21 protein-coding genes and 1 tRNA gene are annotated in these 20818 nt (G+C 38.2%); 13 read left to right on the top strand and 9 right to left on the bottom strand.

Translation table 11 applies throughout. From position 1 onward, the window contains the following. The 3 genes from VK541_RS16485 to VK541_RS16475 form a co-directional block, all read right to left on the bottom strand. On the bottom strand, positions 1 to 628 hold a 628-nt coding region (locus tag VK541_RS16485; protein ID WP_324371420.1), incomplete at its 3' end, for a ribonuclease H-like domain-containing protein. 49 nt (positions 629 to 677) lie between these two features. Then, entirely contained in the window at positions 678 to 962 is a 285-nt protein-coding gene (locus tag VK541_RS16480; RefSeq protein ID WP_324371419.1) for a hypothetical protein, read from the bottom strand. A gap of 503 nt (positions 963 to 1465) precedes the next feature. Beyond that, the gene (locus tag VK541_RS16475; protein WP_324371418.1) at positions 1466 to 2935 is read right to left on the bottom strand and encodes a M1 family metallopeptidase; all 1470 of its coding nucleotides are present in this window, start codon (positions 2933 to 2935) and stop codon (positions 1466 to 1468) included. 432 nt (positions 2936 to 3367) lie between these two features. On the opposite strand from VK541_RS16475, the gene VK541_RS16470 reads away from it, so the two are divergent. The 13 genes from VK541_RS16470 to VK541_RS16410 all read left to right on the top strand — a co-directional run bounded on the left by VK541_RS16470 (position 3368) and on the right by VK541_RS16410 (position 17918). Beyond that, the gene (locus VK541_RS16470) at positions 3368 to 4162 is read left to right on the top strand and encodes an alpha/beta hydrolase (protein WP_324371417.1); all 795 of its coding nucleotides are present in this window, start codon (positions 3368 to 3370) and stop codon (positions 4160 to 4162) included. Positions 4163 to 4210: 48 nt separating this feature from the next. After that, entirely contained in the window at positions 4211 to 5215 is a 1005-nt protein-coding gene (locus tag VK541_RS16465; protein ID WP_324371416.1) for an alpha/beta hydrolase, read from the top strand. Positions 5216 to 5236: 21 nt separating this feature from the next. Next, the gene (locus VK541_RS16460) at positions 5237 to 6088 is read left to right on the top strand and encodes an SDR family oxidoreductase (RefSeq protein WP_324371414.1); all 852 of its coding nucleotides are present in this window, start codon (positions 5237 to 5239) and stop codon (positions 6086 to 6088) included. A gap of 17 nt (positions 6089 to 6105) precedes the next feature. Beyond that, positions 6106 to 7866 (top strand): amidohydrolase, encoded by a 1761-nt coding sequence (locus tag VK541_RS16455; RefSeq protein WP_324371413.1) that lies wholly within the window; start codon positions 6106 to 6108, stop codon positions 7864 to 7866. A 41-nt stretch (positions 7867 to 7907) separates the two neighbouring features. Further along, positions 7908 to 8924 carry an MBL fold metallo-hydrolase gene (locus VK541_RS16450; RefSeq protein WP_324371412.1) on the top strand — a complete coding sequence of 339 codons (1017 nt, stop codon included), beginning with the start codon at positions 7908 to 7910 and terminating at the stop codon, positions 8922 to 8924. A 39-nt stretch (positions 8925 to 8963) separates the two neighbouring features. Continuing rightward, positions 8964 to 10337 carry an alginate export family protein gene (locus VK541_RS16445; protein ID WP_324371411.1) on the top strand — a complete coding sequence of 458 codons (1374 nt, stop codon included), beginning with the start codon at positions 8964 to 8966 and terminating at the stop codon, positions 10335 to 10337. A gap of 49 nt (positions 10338 to 10386) precedes the next feature. After that, on the top strand, positions 10387 to 11073 hold the full coding sequence (locus VK541_RS16440; RefSeq protein WP_324371410.1) for a hydrolase: 687 nt from the start codon (positions 10387 to 10389) through the stop codon (positions 11071 to 11073). 4 nt (positions 11074 to 11077) lie between these two features. After that, positions 11078 to 11290: a hypothetical protein gene (locus VK541_RS16435; protein ID WP_324371409.1), complete on the top strand. Its 213-nt coding sequence runs from the start codon at positions 11078 to 11080 to the stop codon at positions 11288 to 11290. 300 nt (positions 11291 to 11590) lie between these two features. Next, the gene (locus tag VK541_RS16430; protein WP_324371408.1) at positions 11591 to 12121 is read left to right on the top strand and encodes a YceI family protein; all 531 of its coding nucleotides are present in this window, start codon (positions 11591 to 11593) and stop codon (positions 12119 to 12121) included. A gap of 89 nt (positions 12122 to 12210) precedes the next feature. Further along, positions 12211 to 12651, top strand: coding sequence for a DoxX family protein (locus VK541_RS16425; RefSeq protein ID WP_324371407.1), 441 nt, complete (start codon positions 12211 to 12213; stop codon positions 12649 to 12651). After that, complete coding sequence (locus VK541_RS16420; protein WP_324371406.1) at positions 12626 to 13465, top strand: alpha/beta hydrolase; 840 nt, start codon at positions 12626 to 12628, stop codon at positions 13463 to 13465. Before VK541_RS16425 ends, VK541_RS16420 begins: the two co-directional genes overlap by 26 nt. 186 nt (positions 13466 to 13651) lie before the next feature. Continuing rightward, a complete protein-coding gene (locus VK541_RS16415) occupies positions 13652 to 15940 on the top strand; it encodes a tetratricopeptide repeat-containing sensor histidine kinase (protein ID WP_324371405.1) in 2289 nt (762 codons plus the stop codon). A 10-nt stretch (positions 15941 to 15950) separates the two neighbouring features. After that, on the top strand, positions 15951 to 17918 hold the full coding sequence (locus VK541_RS16410; protein WP_324371404.1) for a sigma 54-interacting response regulator: 1968 nt from the start codon (positions 15951 to 15953) through the stop codon (positions 17916 to 17918). Positions 17919 to 17959: 41 nt separating this feature from the next. On the opposite strand, the gene VK541_RS16405 is transcribed toward VK541_RS16410, so the two are convergent. From VK541_RS16405 to VK541_RS16380, 6 genes are all read right to left on the bottom strand, one after another. Beyond that, positions 17960 to 18208 carry a tyrosine-type recombinase/integrase gene (locus VK541_RS16405; RefSeq protein ID WP_324371421.1) on the bottom strand — a complete coding sequence of 83 codons (249 nt, stop codon included), beginning with the start codon at positions 18206 to 18208 and terminating at the stop codon, positions 17960 to 17962. Positions 18209 to 18279: 71 nt separating this feature from the next. Beyond that, entirely contained in the window at positions 18280 to 19023 is a 744-nt protein-coding gene (locus tag VK541_RS16400) for a site-specific integrase (RefSeq protein WP_324371403.1), read from the bottom strand. 30 nt (positions 19024 to 19053) lie between these two features. Further along, positions 19054 to 19185 (bottom strand): hypothetical protein, encoded by a 132-nt coding sequence (locus VK541_RS16395; RefSeq protein WP_324371402.1) that lies wholly within the window; start codon positions 19183 to 19185, stop codon positions 19054 to 19056. 275 nt (positions 19186 to 19460) lie between these two features. Then, positions 19461 to 19535, bottom strand: a tRNA-Val gene (locus VK541_RS16390). A gap of 59 nt (positions 19536 to 19594) precedes the next feature. After that, entirely contained in the window at positions 19595 to 19969 is a 375-nt protein-coding gene (locus VK541_RS16385; RefSeq protein WP_324371401.1) for a DUF4258 domain-containing protein, read from the bottom strand. Between the two features lie 191 nt (positions 19970 to 20160). Further along, positions 20161 to 20818: alanine dehydrogenase (locus VK541_RS16380; protein ID WP_324371400.1), on the bottom strand; the 658-nt coding region annotated here is incomplete at its 5' end.

The following is a 20818-nucleotide window of genomic DNA, read 5'->3' as shown; positions in this document are numbered from 1 at the left end:
AAAAATTTCCTAATTCCTTAAGCCCATTGCTGTAAGTAGGCGGATAAATGTAAGTCCGCAAATAGGTTAACAAGTTGACCATTCGCTTCTGTAGTTTCGCGAAATCCAGTTTAAAATGACTTCCATATTTTGTGACTGCCGCTTTTAAGGCTTTAGTTTCATAGCTGCCGTAATGATAAACTTGTGACAGGGAATACGTGCTGAGAAGTTTAAAGAATTCCCTGAATATCTTCTTTTCTTCATCTTTGCTGTCTGCCCAAAATGAAAATACCTCATCAGGCTCATTTTCTTTTTTGATGAACCCTCCAATCAGATAAATAAAATTTTCGTCGGGAACACCTTCAAAATCAATGTAGATGGCGTTCTCCAGATCATTTGGTTCCGGCATATACATAACATAAGTTTTCTGTTCCCGAATGGCTAACGCTTTTAGTTCCCACATATAATTACCGGCAATTGTTGGTTTGCGCCTGCTGCGCCTTCTTGGCCGAAATAAATGGGATAATTGGGTGATGGAGAAAATCCCTTTTTTATAGTATTTGGCGATGTTACAGGAGAAATGCTCCCAAGTAAACTGATACAGTCTTTTTCTTTTAGCTTTGTATGACAGGATTCCCAAAATTGGCATTCCTGGCAATGTTTGTTTTTATAAAATTGAGGCGGATTCGGATTGCCGATTATGGCTGCTGTATCAAAAAGCAGCTTTTCGGATTTGCGGAAGGCTTCAGACGGATTGTCTGGGACTTTAAGCCATTCTCCAGGTATACTTGTAAAATATTGGCAGCCTGGTTTGTTTCCTTGTTTGATGCCAAAGCATACGCTGTAAGTGCAAGCCGATTTCCGGCAGTAAGTTTATTTCCCGGAAATGTCAGGTTATTAATCTGCTCAGTTTGCTGGCTGAGCTGCCATGCTTTATAGGGGCAATATTGCATGGCTTGCAATATATTCCATGTAGGTTCCATCTCTTCATTCTATTATATTTGGGTAGAATAAAGGTATTAAATTTTGGGTTTTTGGGAAAGTAAAAAATAACTAACACTAATAATTGTTATGCCTTCAGCTAAATTACAAATTGCTATCAATCTGGCCGAAAACGACGCCGGAAAGATTTTGGACTTAAAATATACTACTGATAGCGACAGTAGGTATTTGTGGCGACAATACAATGGTCTTAAAGCCAACCTTAAATATGCAGAACGAGTATTAATTCGAAATAACCAAAAACCAAAACTTCATTTTTATTTTTCGGATAAGCAGGAACTAAACGCTTACGTGTCAAGACTTCGTACAAAGAAATTGGGGTATGTGTTAGTTTGCTACGAAGGTACATATAATTGCATGCTTAATCTATTTCAAATTCTTTTAGCCACCCATTCAGTTCCGCGGACTTTAGAAGGATGCCCTGAGTTATAATACCATTGGTTAAAAAACCAATTAAGGTCAAGACCACTGGCTTCTTCAAACGCTAAACGGACCTGTTGTGCTTCGGTATTTTGAAAGCATTTTTAGTCAGGTACAGGTTTAGCCCATGGAAAAAGACAGCATCTCCCAAATAAACCCTAAGCATATTAAGTATTCGGCCACCCTTACTATAAGTGACCATCGCATCAAAAGTGTCTTCCTTGTCGTCATAATAAAAGCGGACCAGGTTTTTACTGTGGGATTCTGTTGATGCGAGATATTTTTTAAGAGAGCGTTCGTTATGCGCATCTGCCTCATCTTTACCGAATCTATGCTCTGCCCAAAGCACCTCGCTGTAGTCTGCGAACGATTCATTTACGGTAAGATTGCTCCAGCTTTCGGCAGTCACATAATCGCCGAACCATTGGTGAAAAAATTCATGGGCAATCGTTAACTGCAAACCGGAATAATCGATATCAATCAGCTCCTTGGATGTACGTTGCATAAAATCGCCGTGCAATGTTGCGGATGTGTTTTCCATTGAACCGCCCATGGTATGTTCGCGGACAACAACCTGTGCATATTTAGGCCATGGGAAATTAACGCCTAATATTTTTGAGAAATAGGACATCATTTCGGGCGTATCTCCAAATATATCTTTGGCAAACGGCGCAAATTGTGGCTCTAAGTAATAATCTACTGCCTTTTGCTGCCATTTATCATAGTATATTTTGAAGTCTCCAACAGCAATCATAAACAAGTAGGGCGCATGCGGAAGGTTCATTTTCCAGGTGTCGGTCCTTGTTCCGTCGGTATTTCGTTTTTGGTAAGTGAGCAAGCCGTTGGATAGTGTGGTATATTTTGTGGGAACTGTTATTGCGATTTCCTGTGTTGTCTTTTGGTTAGGCTTATCAATTGTGGGAAACCACACCGAAGAACTTTCCGTTTCACCTTGCGTCCATATTTGTATTGGTTTGTCTTTTTCGAGACCTTCGGGATTGATAAAAAATAATCCTTTAGACCGTAATGTTGCATTCAATCCGGTTTTTAATTTCCCGGGCCATGAGGTATATTTTATGTAAAGCGTATATTTTTCATTTTTATAATAGGTCTTGTCCAGTCTTACTTTTATAGTGAGACTGTCTGTATAATCAAACTTAAGGGGAATTAATTTACCGTTGTGAACAAGTGCTATTTGCTTCAGTTCCATTCCTTTTGTATCAAGCGTTAAGCTATCAGTAGGATTGAAATACGGTTTTATAGTAACCCATTCCTCACCATACAAGCACTGTTTTTGATAATTAAAGCTAATATTCAGTTTGGTGTGAATGAGTTCGTTGGTCTTTATCGGCGTTTCGCGGTAATCAGAAATTTTCTGCTTAGCTTCCTGTGCCTGAGTAAAAGTAGCGGATGCGAAGATTGCCATATGAAATAGCAGTACGGCATATCCATAGCGCGTTTTACGGGCATGGAAAGTATTTCTCACTATCTGCTGTGTTATTATCTTTTTTGGAAATATTGTTAGTGTGTACATCTGGGAAATTATTTAGTGTTATCAGATTACTGCAATAAACCATTTTCAGTCCTAAATGTTAAGTATTTGTAAATGAGTATTTTGTGATTTTCGTATATCTTATATCAACGGTATATCGTTTATAACCGCACAATTTGACGAAATATCAAAGATGGAGAACTTTCATCGCTGATGTTCTATTTACAACTTCTGCGTAGATTGAGTCATCCGGCTCCTCATTATCTTCAAATATTTATAACTCGATTTCAATAGCGATATATCGTTAAATACTATTTTATTAGTGAAATATCACTAACTATTATCCTAAATACTTAACCAAACGCCAATATATAAGACATTCTAAGCGAGGAATGATTATAGTAATGAGATATCGCAGAGAGAAATAAGTTCTCTTTTAAGATATAACCGAACTATAATTTAATCACTACAGCTATGTCAACTACAAATTCTAAAACAATTCTTTTTATCACTGGTGCATTTGTCCATGATAGTTGCTGGAATGAATGGAAAACCTTCTATGAAAACCTGGGTTATCAAACATTATCGCCGCCTTGGCCTAATAAAGATGCTACTCCAGCAGAACTGCGAAAACACCATCCGGATTTAAAAGTGGCGTCGATGCGCCTTGCGGAATTAACGTCCTATTATGAGGAAATTGCTTTGTCATTGAATGAGAAGCCGATCATCATAGGTCATTCCATAGGCGGATTAATAGCGCAACTATTGAACGTAAAAGGAATTGCTGCAGCGGCAATCGCTATTCATTCCGTACCGCCACTGGGGCTTTTCACGTTTAAGCTGTCTTTCCTGATTGCAGGCTGGGGTCCGCTTGGCTTTTTTACCTCTGCAAACAAAACTTTTATGATGAGTTTTAAACAATGGCAATATGCATTTGCCAATGGACTGCCCTTAGCAATACAGAAAAGGGGGTATGAGCAATTTGCTATTCCGGAATCTAAAAGGGTGGTTAGGGATACCATTACCTCTGCCGCAAAAATTGATTTCAGTAAACCACACAACCCTTTGTTGCTGATTGCCGGGGAATCAGACCATACCATTCCTGCCTCCCTGAATTACAGTAATTATAAAAAATACGCCGATAAAAATTCCATTACTGAATACGTTGCATTTGAATTCAGGAGCCATTTTGTTTTAGGACAACCCGGGTGGCAGGAAGTTGCATCATATATCCGGAAATGGCTCGATAAAATTGAAAACACTCATTAAATATTAATTATTTCCAACAATCACTATTAATCTTAAAAATTCAAAATTATGAAAACCTTTAAATCAAATTTCAAGAACAAAACCGCAATGTTGTTTTGCCTTCTAATGACAACTTTATTTGCAATGAACTCCTGTGCAAAAAAGAGTGAAGCAGACAATAATCGGAAAAAAACAAGCACAGCAGAAAATTTAGCTACAACACAACCTGCAGATCCGCCCTCCAATTTTAAGCATCAGACGGCTTTGGTTAATGGAGTTAATATCCACTATGTAATTGGGGGTCAAGGCGAACCATTAGTTCTTGTTCATGGATTTGGACAAAACTGGTATATGTGGAACCGATTACTTCCGGAGCTTTCAAAACACTTCACAGTTATAGCACCTGATCTTCGAGGTGTTGGTGAATCAGACAAACCTGCCTCTGGCTATGACAAAAAAACGATGGCTACTGATATTCATGAACTAGTTAAAAAACTAGGTTACAAAAGCATCAATCTTGCAGGACATGATATCGGCTTAATGGTAGCCTATGCTTACGCTGCACAGTATAATGACGAGGTAAAAAAAGTGGCTTTACTTGATGCTTTGCTACCTGGTGTTGAACCCGTATGGTCACAAGTTTCAGCATCTGCATGGTGGTTTGGATTTTTTGCCTGGCCTGCATCTGGAGAAATCGTAAAAGGAAAAGAGGCGGCATTTCTTACCAACTTCTGGCCAATGGTGGGTCATGTCAAAGATCCATTTACAGCTGAAGAAACGGCTGAATTTGTAAGAGCTTATTCTGTTGATGGCGCTACAACTGCTTCATTCAAATGGTTTGGTTCATTTCCTCAGGACGGGAAAGACAACCTGGTGTTTATGAAGAAAAAACTCAAAATGCCATTACTCGCCATGGGAGGGGAATATTTTGCTGCGGCATTTTTGAAAGAGCATTCCAAACTTGTAGCTGAAAATGTTACGGAGTCGAAAATTGCAGGTTCAGGGCACTGGCTTGTTCAGGAAAATACCGCCCAGGTACAGAAAGATTTACTGGATTTTTTTATGAAAAAATAACGCATCAGAAAGCAATAAATTATGGAAACAACTAAAACATGGTTCATCACAGGAGCATCAAAAGGGATTGGGTTCGAGCTTGTAAAACAAGCATTGTCAAATGGTGATAATGTTATAGCAGTATCACGCAGCATTAAAAGTCTTAAGATCGCATTTAATATTTCCTCATTGCAATTCTTACCTGTGGAAATGGATATTTCAAGCGAAGAAAGCGTTATTCAGGCAGTCCAATTTGGAATGAAGCGCTTCGGTAAAATTGACTGTTTGGTAAACAATGCCGGTTATGGATTACTTGGTGGTATTGAAGAATCATCAGATGCTGAAGTACGCGCAAATTTTGATATTAATGTTTACGGGCTTTTAAATGTAACCCGGGCAGTTCTTCCGTACATGAGAAAAGCAGAGAGTGGTCGCATTTTTAATATGTCATCAGTCTTTGGGCTGATTGCCGGTGCTGGTTGGGGAATTTATTGTGCCACAAAATTTGCGGTAGAAGGCCTTTCCGAGGCATTGGAACAGGAGGTTAAACCTTTCGGAATTAAAGTCACAATTATCGAACCAGGGTATTTTCGCACCGGTTTTTTGGATTCAGGTTCTTTAAAAACGCCAATGAAACCTATCAGCGATTATCCTGAACTCACAGAAATTAAACGCAAGCATCTATTTGACATTCCGGGACATCAGATTGGTAATCCAGTTGCAGCAGCGGCAGTTATCCTTAAAACCGCATTACTTGAAGAACCGCCTTTGCGATTACTGCTTGGTTCGGATGCTGTAGCCTATGCACTTTTAAAAACGGAGACACTCAAAAAAGGAATAGAAGATAATACCGAGATTTCCTTGTCGACCGACTATATGCTTGAAGAAGCTTAATCAATAATTTATCACTCATGAAAAATATATTTTTAATACTGCTTTTTATAGCGGCAGTGGCTCATAGCCAACAGAATGCAGACCTGATTATCTACAACGGGAAGATTGCTACAATGGAAAAACCAGGTGAATTTATACAGGCCATTGCGGTAAAAGACGGAATTATTACAGCAACCGGAACAACAAAAAACATACTTGCCAACTATCAATCGGCAAAGACGCAAATTATCGATGCAAAAGGGAAAACCATTATCCCGGGGCTAAATGACAGCCATATGCATGCTATCAGAGAAGGCTTAAACTATAATTCGGAGTTGCGTTGGGATGGAGTTAAAACACTGAAGCGCGCCATGGAAATGCTCAAAGAGCAGGCAGCAAGAACACCACCCGGAGTTTGGATAAAAGTGATTGGTGGCTGGAATGAGTTTCAGTTTGAAGAAAAAAGACAGCCGACTTTGGATGAAATTAATGCTGCAGTTCCTGACAAGCCCGTATTTATCACTTATTTGTACGGAAAGGCATTTCTAAATAAGAAAGGTATTGAAACACTTGGCTATACTAAAGACACACATTATGAAGGCAGCCCGTTGGAACAGGATAAAGATGGTAATCTTACTGGTTTAATGTTTGCAAAAGAAACCCCAAAAGCCATTTACACGACTCTCGCGCTTACGACAAAACTTACCCCTGAAGAAAGAATAAACAGTTCTGTTCAATTTAATAGGGAACTGAACCGCTTCGGATTGACAAGCGTTGTAGATGCCGCAGGAGGCGGGCAGAATTTCCCTGCGGATTATGTGACATCACTTGAGTTGGCAAAGAGCGGTAAGCTCAGTATCAGAATATCCTATTTTCTTTTTGCGCAGCAAAAAAACAAGGAACTACAAGATTACGAGAAGTGGGTGGCAGAAACCATTGTCAACAAGAATGATAATCTTTTTATGGACAACGGCTATACTGAAGAAGGTGCAGGAGAAAACCTTGTTGCTTCTGCAGCGGATTTTGAAAATTTCCTTGAACCCAGAATTGTTCTTTCCCCAAACATGGAAGCCGATCTTGAGCCAATCATAAGGCTTTTGGTGAAAAACAGATGGCCTTTTCGACTGCATGCTACTTACGGAGAGTCAATCGATAGGATGCTGAATGTCTTCGAAAAGGTGAATCAAGATACTCCATTTAATGGTTTGAGATGGCTTTTTGATCATGCAGAAACGATTACACCAAAGGAACTAGAGCGCGTTAAAAAATTGAACGGCGGTATTGCAGTGCAGTTCAGGATGTATTTTCAGGGTGAACTATATCAGAAACAATATGGTATACCGAAAACACAATTGCCTCCAATTAAAAAAATGCTTGACATGGGAATCCCTGTAGGCATGGGCACTGATGCAACGCGTATTTCCACTTACAACCCATGGATGGCGATACATTGGTTGTTAACCGGCAAAACGATTGGGGGGATGCAATTCTGGCCCAAAGATCAAGTGTTAGACAAATTTACTGCCCTAAAATTATACACATCAGGTAGCGCCTGGGTTTCAGGAGAAGAAAAAGTAAAAGGAAAATTGGTTAAGGGAATGTATGCTGATTTTTCGATACTAACTGATGATTACTTTTCTGTTCCGGCGGATAAAGTACGAACTATTGAATCAGAGCTGACAGTTGTAAATGGTAAAGTAGTATATGCGACTGGGAACTACAAACAATTTGACGTTCCTGAAACACCAGTCATTCCGGAGTGGGCGCCTGTCAAATATTATGGAGGTTATCAAAAATAACAATCCATTAGAATGCATTTTAACAACAAAAAATAAATATCATGAAAATCACTACACTATTCTCGAAATTTTATGCTTACACCTTCTTTTTTCTTACCAGTAGCATGATTTATGCACAATTTCCTATGCCGGACAAAGTTCCAATCTGGGATGCCAATAAAGTAACGCTTGGGCTTCATAAACTATTGGAAAATGTCTATTCCGTATCGCCCACCACAGCAGAGAACGAAACTACAAAAGGTTTAGCGCAGGCCACATCTGCGGGCTTCATTGTCGGGAATAAAGGCGTCCTCTTAATTGAAACGATGCTTGACAAAAGACTTTACGATCAATTGTATCAATTGGTACGTTCAGTCACAAAGAAATCCATAGTATATGCTGTAAATACCAGCGATCACGGGGATCATTGCTTTGGTAATTATCTACTACCAAAAGAAACCATTGTAATCCAAAATGAATTTTGCAGGGATAATCTTGCTAAGAATTATGACAATATCAAACAGTTCATGATTATGTTGTTTGGGAAAGGAAGAGGGATTGAGGAAAGCGTTTATCGCGCAGCAGACATTACCATCCCAATCAACCAGACTATGGAAATAGATATGGGAAATGGAAATTTGGTACGGCTCATCAACGTAGGTACGGCACAATCTCCTGCAGATTTGTTTGTATATGTGAAGACTAAAACAAAAAATGTATTGTGGGCAGGAAATCCTTTTATTGCTGAAAGCCCAGCAATCCCATGGCTTTTTGATGGTTTCTTTTTGGAGCCGGTAAATAATCTGAATAAAATCTACAACATGATAGGCGATAATGATATTGTTATCCCCGGGCATGGAAGAATTACCAACAAAGCCGGTATTAAATATACCATAGATTATGTGACCGAATTAAAAGCAGATGTTGAAGATGCTGTAAAAAAAGGGCTTACACTAGAACAAACGAAAACGACCGTGACTATGAAAGAATTCGATAAAGGATATGAGCTTTTCAATTGGTTGCACTTCAATTTTAACGTTCCAAACGCTTACAAGGATATTAAGGCGAACATGAAGTAGTTCATTCAGCTTTTTAAACACATTTAAACAATCATTATCATGAAAAATATAGTACTTGTCGCTATTCTCTTTATTTCTGTAAGGAGTATTGCCCAGCGATATCCTGATTTTAAATCGTTGCGATACGAAGAAAATTACGGCTATCTTAAAAATGATACCGTCAAAAATGACTGGTATAAAGCACTAAAATTTACACCACTGAACCAATCGGGGACTCTGTATCTGAGCTTCGGAGGTGACCTTCGTTACCAATATTTCTATGCGAAAAATGAAACCTGGGGAGACGATCCCAAAGACAATGACGGCTACATCCTAGGAAGGTTTCTGTTACACTCTGATTTCCATGCAGGAACCCATTTTCGAACATTCATACAAATCCAAGGTAGTACTGCTGATGGTAGGATTGATCCGAGTCCGGTAGAGCAAAATCCGTTGGAACTGCATCAGGCATTTGCAGAAGTCAGTTTTGTAAATACAGCAGCAAGCAAGTTGTTGTTCAGAGTAGGTCGTCAAGAGCTTTCTTATGGTTCTCAGCGAATAGTAGCCGTTCGCGATGGGCCAAATAACAGACAATCTTTTGATGGAGTGAAATTAATAGCTGCAAAAGGAAATTATTTGGCAGACTTTTTTTACAGTCATTATGTGGTGGCACGAGATGCTATTTTTAATGATACTTCGAATGCTGATAAACAATTTTGGGGAAGTTATTTTGTAATCAATAAAATACCGGTAATTAAAAATGCCGATCTGTATTACTTCGGTTATAAAAGAGCAAAGGCGACTTTCGATGATGGTGCTGGAGAAGAAACGCGGCATTCTTTTGGCACAAGGCTGTGGGGCAAGTACCAAAATTGGCGTTATGACGGTGAAGCAGTATATCAGTTTGGCAGCTTTGATACAAAAGATATCAAAGCCTGGACGGCTTCATTAAATACTGGTTATCGTTTTACAGCCATTAAATTTCATCCTGAGATAGGCCTGAAAGGTGAAGTCATTAGCGGTGACAGCCGCAAAGGCGATGACCAGTTAGAAACATTTAATCCGCTTTTCCCCCGCGGCGCTTATTTTGGACTGGCTGCAGTAATCGGACCTTCCAATCTTATCGACTTCCATCCTTCTCTGAATTTTGAACTTTCGAAAAATATTGACTGGGTAATTGACTATGATATGTTCTGGAGATATAGCAGTAACGATGGTATTTATGCAACAAATACTTCACTCATTTATCCGGGAAATACAACAGACAGCAAAAAAATAGGAAACCAGTTAGAAAGCGAAATAGTTTGGCAACCCAACCAGTACTTGTACTTCAGGGTTGAAGCAACTTGGTTTGATGCTGGCGATTACCTCAAAGCTTCGGGAACGGGTAAGGATATATTTTTTACAGGAGTTACCATGCAGCTCCATTTTTAACACCCATTGCAAATAATAAAAACAATATTAATTTAAAAAGTAAACTATTATGAAAAATTACAAATTATTGTTGACAGTACTATTAACTGTAGTGTCAGCAGCAGCACAAAAGCCATCACCAGCGCTTTTAAACCCAACAAACCACTCACTCTTATTAATTGATTATGAAGGGCAGATGGGTTTTGCCACAGCCAGTATTCCGATTGACCAACTCCGGACGAATGTTGCCATTATTGCCGGTGCTTCCAAAATCTTCAAAATCCCTACAGTGGTGACAACTGTTGCCGAAAAATCCTTTAGCGGTCCAGTCTTTCCCGAAGTGACACAGTTTTATCCCGACATTTCAACGTATGCCGACAGGACTACGATGAATACATGGGAAGACCCGAATGCTAATAAAGCGATCACTGGAAAAGGAAAGAAACGCATTGTAATGGCAGGGCTATGGACCAGCGTTTGTATTGTCGGACCTGCCCTATCAGCACTTTCGGAAGGTTATGAAGTTTATATTATTACAGATGCCTGTGGAGATGTATCGAAAGAAGCGCATGAAATGGCTATCCAACGAATGATTCAGGCCGGTGCCAAACCCATGACGTCAATGCAGTACATTCTTGAGTTGCAACGTGACTGGGCACGACAGGAAACCTATAAAGCGGTCAATGATCTAATGCAGCAGTACGGCGGTGCCTATGGGATAGGCATTCAGTATGCCAGACAAATGGTAAAACATTAGTCTCATGAAAAAACTTCTACTGTTATGCGCTATATGCTGTGTAATTGGTGTTGCGAATGCACAAACTTCCGAAGAAACAATAACACAAGGCATACAAACCAGAAAAGTAGTAGAAATTTTCCTCGATCAATTAGGAAATAAAGAGGCTGATAAAATTGCTTCTTGTTTCGCAGAAAATATTGATTGGTATATTTTTGAATCTCCAAAGTTCCCATGAACAGGAAGACGCACCAAGCGTTCTGAAATATCAAAGGTTTTCAAAACTTTATTTTCCTATTTCGCCGAGGACAAAGATAAATTCCAACTGGACAGTTTTATTGTTGATGGAAAAGATGCTGCAATTTTTGCCGAATTGGGCAGACAGTTTAAAAACAGCGGCAAAGATTTTTCGATGTACATGGCAATACATTTTAAAGTCGAAAACGGACTGATTACAAAATTTTACCTGTATGAGCAAACGCCTATACTTGAAAAAGCTTATGAATGAGAGAATGTTTAACTAATAAATAATAATAAAATGTCAACAACAAAATGGAAACTTGATCCGGTACACTCTGAAATCGGATTCAAAGTACGGCACATGATGCTTACAAATGTTTCAGGGAAATTTCAAAATTTTTCCGGTATGCTTGAAAGTGCAGAGGAATCTTTCGATAAAGCCATTTTTTCCTTTAAGGCAGAGGTGAATTCTATAACGACAGGTAATGAAGAACGCGATGAGCATCTTTTGAGCCCCGATTTCTTTAATGCTGAAGCATTTCCCGAAATGCTATTTGACTCTACATCATTTACAAAAATTAATGACAAAGAATTTGAACTCTTAGGTGATTTCACCATTCACGGCATTATGAAAGCGCTAAAACTCGAAGCAGCGTTTGAAGGAATTAATAAAGATCCGTGGGGCAATACCAGGGCAGGTTTTACCCTGAATGCCAAAATGCACCGTAAGGACTGGAACCTCAACTGGAATTCACTTCTTGAAACTGGAGGAATGATGGTTGCTGAGGAAGTAGCACTTAGTATTCAATTACAGTTTATAAAAGAGTAACGATCGTCATACAAAAATCTGTGTGGCATAATTAAAAACAGTGTTCCCCATATTGGTTGTGGGGAGCTGTTTTTTAAAAAATGAAAAAAATGAAAACAAAATTATTCAAATGGTTGCGATCCGATTTGGGTACACCATTTAACAATTACATTATATTTTTATTCAGAGTAGCGGTTTCTTTTGAATTAATAATTGTACATGGCTTGAAGAAAATCGGTATAGGTGTTGCATCAGCTGAAATAGTTGACAATCCCTTTGGTTTGCCTTACGTTTTAAATGATTTTTTTGCCATCACCGCCAATTTGATTTGCCCTCTTTTTATCATCATAGGATTGGGCACACGAATAGCCTGTATACCTATAATAGTAGTAACACTTACAGGATATTTTATAGTCCATTCAGGAGGTACATTGGTTGTAAGAGATATTCCATTTATGTACAGTATGGCATTTTTACTTATTGCTTTTACCGGCGGCGGTCATTGCTCATGGGACAACATCATTTATGAAAAATATAGAAATAATTTATAATCTTAAAATCGAAAAAATGAAAACAATTAGAATTTTACCATTAAAAATAAAACTCCAGTTAATGGTGATTATTGTATTGCTAATGGCCGTTGGAGGAACGGTAGAAGCTCAGATTTCAGGGGTTAAAAACATTGTAATCGTCCACGGTGCTTTTGCTGATGGTTCTGGATGGAAAGGGGTATATGAGATTCTTGCGAAAAAAGGATATCATGTTACCATAGTTCAAAACCCTTTGACCTCATTAAAAGACGATGTGGAGGCTACTAACAGAGTCCTTGATAAACAGGATGGACCCGTGATATTGGTTGGGCATTCCTGGGGAGGAACTGTTATTACCGAAGCCGGGATGCATCCTAAAGTGGTTGCTTTAGTATACGTAACTGCTTTTCAACCGGATAAAGGGGAAACCACACTTCAATGGATAATGACATTGCCACCTGCTCCTGAAAACGGAATTTTACCACCGGATGATAAAGGATTTATTTACTTTGACAAAGCAAAATTTCATGCCGGTTTTGCTGGGGATTTAAGCAAAGAAGAAGCTGAATTTATGTTTGCCTCCCAAGGACCAATATTTGCACAATGTTTTGGAACTCCTGTTGCAGAATCTGCTTGGAAGAGCAAACCCAGTTATGGTATAGTTGCCACCGAGGATAAAAGTATCAATCCACAAATTGAACGCAATATGTATAAAAGGTCAGGAGCTATAACAACCGAAGTTAAGGGTAGTCATGTTATCTTTATATCCCAACCTGATGCAATAGCAAAAGTTATTATTACTGCGGCCAAAAAGACAGCAAAAAATAAATATTAATAAAAAATCAGGTTGCTTCAATCTGATTTTTTATTTTTTAATTAGATACTAGTGAAATGATACTGAGGTATTATTTTAATTAATAGATGTTAACTTCCAAAAAATCTTTATCTTTATCACAACTAGTGCTTTACCCCATTTTAAACAAGCAGTTTCCATAAGTTTAATCTAATCAAAGTGGTATTAATGAAAACACTATACTTGATTTTTATCTTGTTTTTTCTAAATCTGTTTTACTGTCGTGCACAGGAGAAAACTACCTCTTCCATTGCAGAACTTCGAAAGGATCTTAAACGATCGGCAAATGACACTTTGAAAGTCAGGTTACTTCACGAGATTGGTACTTTCTATTATGATGAATCACCTGAATTAGCTTTTCCATATGCGATAGACAGCTCATTGTTTTATGTAAATGCGTCGCGGAAATTAGCGGAGCAGCTTAAATATAAAATTGGAATTGCAAAGACCGATATACTTGAATCAAAAATTCTTACACGTAAAAAGAGAGGAGGAGAAGCAAAGCAGCTGTTAAAAAAAACTCTTGATATTTACTCCGAAATGAATTCTAAAGCAGGAATGGCTTCAGTATATATGGCTATGGATAAAGCTGAATTTGATTCCGATGATTCAGCGTTATCAACTACAAATGCGCAAAAGGCCTTGGATCTTTATAAGGAAGCCGGTAATAAAAAAGGACAGGCCGATGCATTGTATGAGCTCGGATATATAACAATGTCTGAGGGTAAAATGGATGAGGGTCGGCAACAACTACTTGATGCGCTAGAGCTTTATAAATCGGTTGGCTATAAGGGTGTCCAGCGACTCAATTCTCTTATCGCCATCAACTACAACCAAGTTGGTAAAACTAAAGAAGCGATGGTCTATGTTATCGAAGCGATTAGAATCATTGACGAGAGAAATGATAAAAGCCCAGAGGCAGCGGAAATATACAATTATTTGGCTATAATCTATGATCGAATGGGTGATGGTATTAAGTCGTTGGAATATTTGCAGAAAGCAGATAAAATTGCGGCTAATTACAATAATGCAGCGTTGGTAACCATGCTGGAAACGAACATAGTCAATATGCTGATGAAATTTAAAAGGAATAAAGAAGCGCTCGTTTATCTTAAAAAACTAGAAGCGAAACAAAGTACACTGTCGAAAACGGCCCGCGAAATGCTCATATCGCGATGTATCTTAGCTTATATTGAGTTGAAAAATCTTAAGAAAGCAAAAAAATATGTTGAAAGTGCGATGGAAATTTCATCGAAACTACCCCCTTATAGTAGTGAGCAGAATTTACTTTATCCAGGCATTATTAAGTATCATTTTGCAACAGAGCAATATGATATTTCAAGAAAATATGTTCTGGTATACAAAACATTGAGTGAGATTGGGAAAAATGATTTGAGGTTGGCAGATGTGCATCGGATGTTGTTCAAATTGGATTCAGTGCAGTTACGATTTAAGGATGCTCTTAAAGAATTTGGGATGGCGAAAGCTTATAATGATTCTATAAACAATACCACAAAAGATAAGGCATTTCAGGAGCTAGAGATTAAATACGACAGCGATAAAAAAGATAAAGCTCTTTTGCTCAAAGAGAAAAACAACAAGTTACTCCAAAAACAAACTGAACTCCAGAAAAATAAACTGTTTCAGGCCAATCTTACGAAAAATATCGGTTTTATTGTTATCTTATTGCTAATTATAATTTTAAGCCTTGTTTATAAAAGTTATTATACCAAACAAAAGAATAACAGCTTATTGCAATCTAAAAACAAGCAGATTGATGAAAAAAACACTGTACTACAAAAACTGGCTGATGAGAGAGAATGGCTTTTACGAGAAATTCATCATAGAGTAAAAAATAATCTGCAAATTGTTATGAGTCTTTTAAACACGCAATCTCATTATCTGACTGATAAGACAGCAATGAAGGCAATCAATAGCAGCCAGCATAGGATTCACTCCATGTCTTTAATACATAAAAAATTATATCAATCAGACAGCCTTGTTGCCATTCATATACCTACCTATATTGGTGAACTTATAGAATATTTTAAAATTTCATTTGATACTGGTCAAAGGATCAGATTTATTACACAAATTGAGGACATTAATCTTGATATCGCACAGGCTGTGCCAGTCGGACTTATACTCAATGAAACCATCACCAATGCGATTAAGCACGCTTTTCCCAATAAAAGTAAAGGGATTATAAGCATCATTATGAAGCGGAAAGATTTAAAGCACTGCGAATTAATTATAAGTGACAATGGTATAGGTTTATCTTCCGAATTGTCAGATGCTAATGAAACACTTGGAATGAGGCTTATAAAAGGACTTAGCGATGAGATTGATGGAATTCTGGAAATCAATAGTTTAAACGGATATTGCGTGACAGTTACTTTTCCTTTTGATGAAAACAAATTAGAGAATTATGAAAAAAAACATATAATTTCAGAATAAATAGCAGATTATGGAAACAGTAGGTAATTCACTTCGATACGGCAATAAATCTGGATTTTCTATGAAAATTATGATTGTTGAAGACCAGTTTATTGAAGCCCATGATTTACAGTTAATGCTTGAAAGAGCTTCTTACCAAGTTTGTGGTATTGCACGTTCTGTTGAAGAAGCATTGAAAATCCTTGAAACCGAAAAACCTGAATTGATATTTCTTGACATTATCTTGAAAGGAAATAAATCTGGGATTGATTTAGCTAAAATTCTCAGGGAAAGAAATATCGGATTTATATACATTTCCGCCAACTCCAACAGGAAAATACTCGACGAGGCAAAAATGACGCAACCTTATGGCTTTATTGTGAAGCCATTTCGGGAGCAGGATGTATTGATTACTTTAGAAATTGCATCATACCGTCACAATTATAGTCAGGAATCTCAGATTCAACAGCAGTTACAAATACAAAAAGAATTACCATCAATACTAAGCACAGAAAACAATTTAGTCACCTCATTAGTGGGTTTAGCAAAAGTTTTACAAACCTATATTCCATTTGATTATTTTGAAGCTGGCTTCGTTGACGTCGGAAAATACAATCCGATCGGGCTGCTTCGAAAAAAAATAGATGATTATCAAATTATTACAATAGATAAATTGTCAGAGATTTCTAAATTAACCGTTCTGGAAATTCAGAATACACATGAACAATCTCCAAATGAAAATGTTTTGTGTTTGCAGAGTTACCATAATATGGAAAACATTGTCAAGTCTTCAGCTATAAAAAGATTGGTGATTCAAAATTTCGGTATCAAATCATATATCGTTTTACCACTTACCATAAATAATACACTTTTTAATTTATCCCTCTACTCACGTCAACAGGATATTCAAAATGAAAGTCATATTTCACTTTTACGAAATCTGGAATTTATATTGGATTCTTTTATGACTAAAATATTCGTAGACGAAGTGGTAAAAGTTAGTTCAGAATTCATACCTAGAATTTTAACTTCACAACTATCAGATATAGCGTTAGAAGAAATAGTAGGTAGTAGTCAAAAAATTCTCCAAGTTTTTGATTATATTAAAAAAGTATCTCCATCTGATACTTCGGTGCTTATTTTAGGCGAAAGTGGTACCGGAAAAGAAAAAATCGCCGCGGCTATCCACAAAATGTCCCCTAGAAATAATAAACCTTTTGTTGTTGTTGATTGCAGTACTGTTCAGCAAAACTTAGCCGAGTCTTTACTCTTTGGGCATGAAAAAGGTTCATTTACTGGTGCAACAGACAAACGATTAGGGAAATTTGAACTTGCAGAAGGAGGAACTATTTTTTTGGATGAGATTGGTGAACTGCCTATTGAGATTCAGGTGAAACTATTGCGTGTGCTTCAGGAAAAAGAGATAGAACGTGTTGGTGGCAGCCATAAAATAAAGGTTGATGTCAGGATAATTGCAGCCACAAACAGGCATCTTGAAGAAGAAGTTTCTGCCGGGAGATTCCGTATGGATTTATACTACAGGCTACACGTTTTTCCGATAACTGTACCGCCGCTAAGAGAAAGAAAAGATGATATTCCTGAACTCGCTAATCATTTTATAGCAATTTATGGACAGAGTCTTGGAAAACAGAATGCTGTTTTTTCCAAATCAGCAATAACCCACTTAATGAATTATGATTGGGGAGGCAATATCCGCGAACTGGAGCATGTAGTTCAAAGAAGCCTTTTACTTTCGGATGATTCAGTAATTGAAGTCGCTGATTTGCCTTCAAAAAAAGAATGTCTCAAAAAGGACAACGAAGAGTATGCGATTAAAACGATTACAGAAAATGAGCGTGATTACATCATTTACATTTTACAGAAGTGTAAAGGAAAAATTTCGGGAGCAAGTGGTGCTGCTGAACTGCTTGATATTCATCCTTCGACATTGAACTCGAAATTGAAAAAATTGGGTATTAAAACCCATTTATTTTCATAAAATCATCTTGATTCGGACTTTCTTATTTTATCCATTTGATTCTAACAACATAGGTTTTGAAATAAATTTATTACGAAGGTTTTGCATATCTTCACTAACCTTTTTATCAAGAACTCGCGCGTAATGTTGCGTAGTTTGAATGTTTTATGCCCCAGCATTTTACTCACACTTTCAATAGGAACTCCATTAGTCAAAGTTACCGAAGTGGCGAAGGTATGCCTTGCCATGTGAAAAGTAATTTCTTTACTAATTTCGCACAAGTCTCCAATTTCTTTCAGATATCCGTTCATCTTTTGATTGCTAAGAACCGGTAAAACTCTATCTTCATTTAGACACTTAGGATGTTCGGCGTATTTTTTGATCAATTCTTCGGGAATCGGCAGCAAGGTATTTTAGACTTTGTATCGGTCTTTTGGCGATTTTTAAATATCCATTTTTGGCCGTCGATACCAATTCCAATATGATCATTTTTCAAGCCTTTCACATCGACATAAGCTAAACCTGTAAAGCAGCAGAAAATAAATATATCGCGAACGAGTTCTAGTCGCGGTGTACGAAACCTTTTAGAATAAATGCTTTGAATTTCCTCCTCAGTCAGAAATTCAGTTTCAACTTCTTTCATTTTGCCATCATATTTGATGAACGGGTCTTTTTCCAGCCAGTCATTGCTGAGACAAATTTTTATAATCTTTCTGAAATTGCGGACATATTTAACTGCCGTATTGTTGCTGCAGTTTTTTTCGCTTCTTAGATAAAATTCGAAATCAGTGATCAATGCGAAATCAATTTTATCAATTGCAATATCTTTCGCATTCAATTTCCACAATAGAAATTCCTCAAGATGTTTCAATGAAATTTTAAATCTTTCCAATGTGCCAGGCGCGTAACCATTTCCAAGTAATCCCTCAATCCGGTTGTTATGGTCTCTGTAAATTGGTAAAAGCATTCGTTGAGAATCAGTTTCATCGAATAAACGCTTCCGGAAGTTTTCGATATTCAAAGTTTCCCTTTTATGCATAAGCGTCATTTGAATATCAATTATCTGCGATTTTACAGAATCGAGATAGCTATTTATTGAACGGGCTTCTTCGGAGCCGCCTTTCATTTTCGCCAGATCATCAGACCATTTCGATTTTTAAATAAACTTTTTGGAGCTGAATTCGAGACGTTCGCCATCGACAGTTAACCGGATATAAATTGGAAGAAGTCCGGCAACATTGGCTTTGGTCTTTTTTGCATAGAAGTGTAATGTGATTTTTGTTTTCATGGCTTTTACCTTTTAATTACTAATCAATTTATTAATCTGAGTAATTGCAAACAAGATGTACAAATTCTGAACAGGTAAGTGGTCAGGCTATTGGTACGCTAGTGATTGCAAGGCTTAAGTGATTTTAGCGAGACCCTGATTTTTAAATTTGCGCGGGTCTCGATTTTATCTCCTAAGAAATAAGATTGAATGAATAATTTGGTATAGGCACAAAAGCAAAAAGCCGATAAATCCTAAGATTTATCGGCTTTTGAAACCATTTGTATTTAAACTTGTGGGCGATGAGGGGTTCGAACCCCCGACCCCCTCGGTGTAAACGAGGTGCTCTGAACCAGCTGAGCTAATCGCCCGTAACAGGAGTGCAAATATACGTTTAGAATTTATATCTGCAACTTTATTTCAAATAAAATTATTTTTTTTTGATTGCCGTCAGTACCGCCTTATCGGAATAATTGACGACTTCGAGTACGATCGGCACCTGTTTCACCGTCTTTCCTTCAATGGTGTATAATTTTCCGCCTTCTGACGGAATGTTGCTCTTTGCAAAATCGACATCGCCGTATTGCAGCGTATTCTTGATATCTGTCGTGTCGACCCACTTTTCTGCCAGTACTGCCGAGGCCTTGTCGGAATAATTAAAGGGCTTGGTGCGCAAGTCATTCAGCACCCTGGCATTTGGGAAATAGTTGCATCGCGCGTCTTTTCCGCTGAAAACCATTGCAACGAAGAACAGTCCTATTACTAATCCAACCATATAATAGGCGAAACGGTATCTAAAAGTCATGGGTTATTTTTTTGCAAAGATAATTGAAAACCGCATAGTCCGGAGGGAATTTTTGGAGGATTTTCTTAAGGAATAAATGGTTCTGTTTTGCAGGTGTGCGTTAGGGATTGTAGCGAAATCTTTTATTTACCTGGAGCGCAGCGTAAGGAAATAAAAATTAAAGTGGAAAGCCCGGCCGAAGGCAACGCCCGTTAAAAAACAATCAGGTTGATGTCGCTGTCTGAAAGCCCGAACCAGTCGCCGATGGCTTTGTTGGTGAGGATTCCGTGGTACAGGTACACGCCGTTCTTGAGCCCTTTGTTCATCCTGATGGCGCTCTCGATACCGCCGTCTTCGGCAATCTGCAATAGGTAAGGCGTGATGATATTGCTGATCGACAGCGAGGCCGTCTTGGAATAGCGCGAAGGGATATTGGGCACGCAATAATGGATGATATTGTGCTTGATGAAGGTCGGTTTTTCATGTGTGGTCACTTCCGAAGTTTCAAAACATCCGCCGGTATCGATGCTCACATCAACAATGACGGCGCCTCTTTTCATGTGTTCGACCATGGTTTCGGTGACTACGACCGGACAGCGCTCTTTTCCGCGCATCGCACCAATGGCGACATCGCAGCGCCTTAAGGCTTTGAGCAAGGATTTCGGCTGTATGGTGGAAGTGAAAATACGTTGGCTTAGGTTGTTCTGCAGGCGCCTGAGTTTGGTAATCGAGTTGTCAAACACCTTGACGCTTGCGCCCAATCCCAGCGCGGTCTTGGCGGCAAATTCGCCTACGGTTCCTGCGCCTAAAATGACCACATCGGTAGGAGGGACGCCGGTGATGTTTCCGAAAAGCAGGCCTTTCCCGAAC

The sequence above is a fragment of the Pedobacter sp. genome, assembly GCF_035317785.1.
Lineage (GTDB): Bacteria > Bacteroidota > Bacteroidia > Sphingobacteriales > Sphingobacteriaceae > Pedobacter.
The sequence above is the reverse complement of the archived record's forward strand: the minus strand, read 5'-3'. Positions and strand labels throughout refer to the sequence as shown.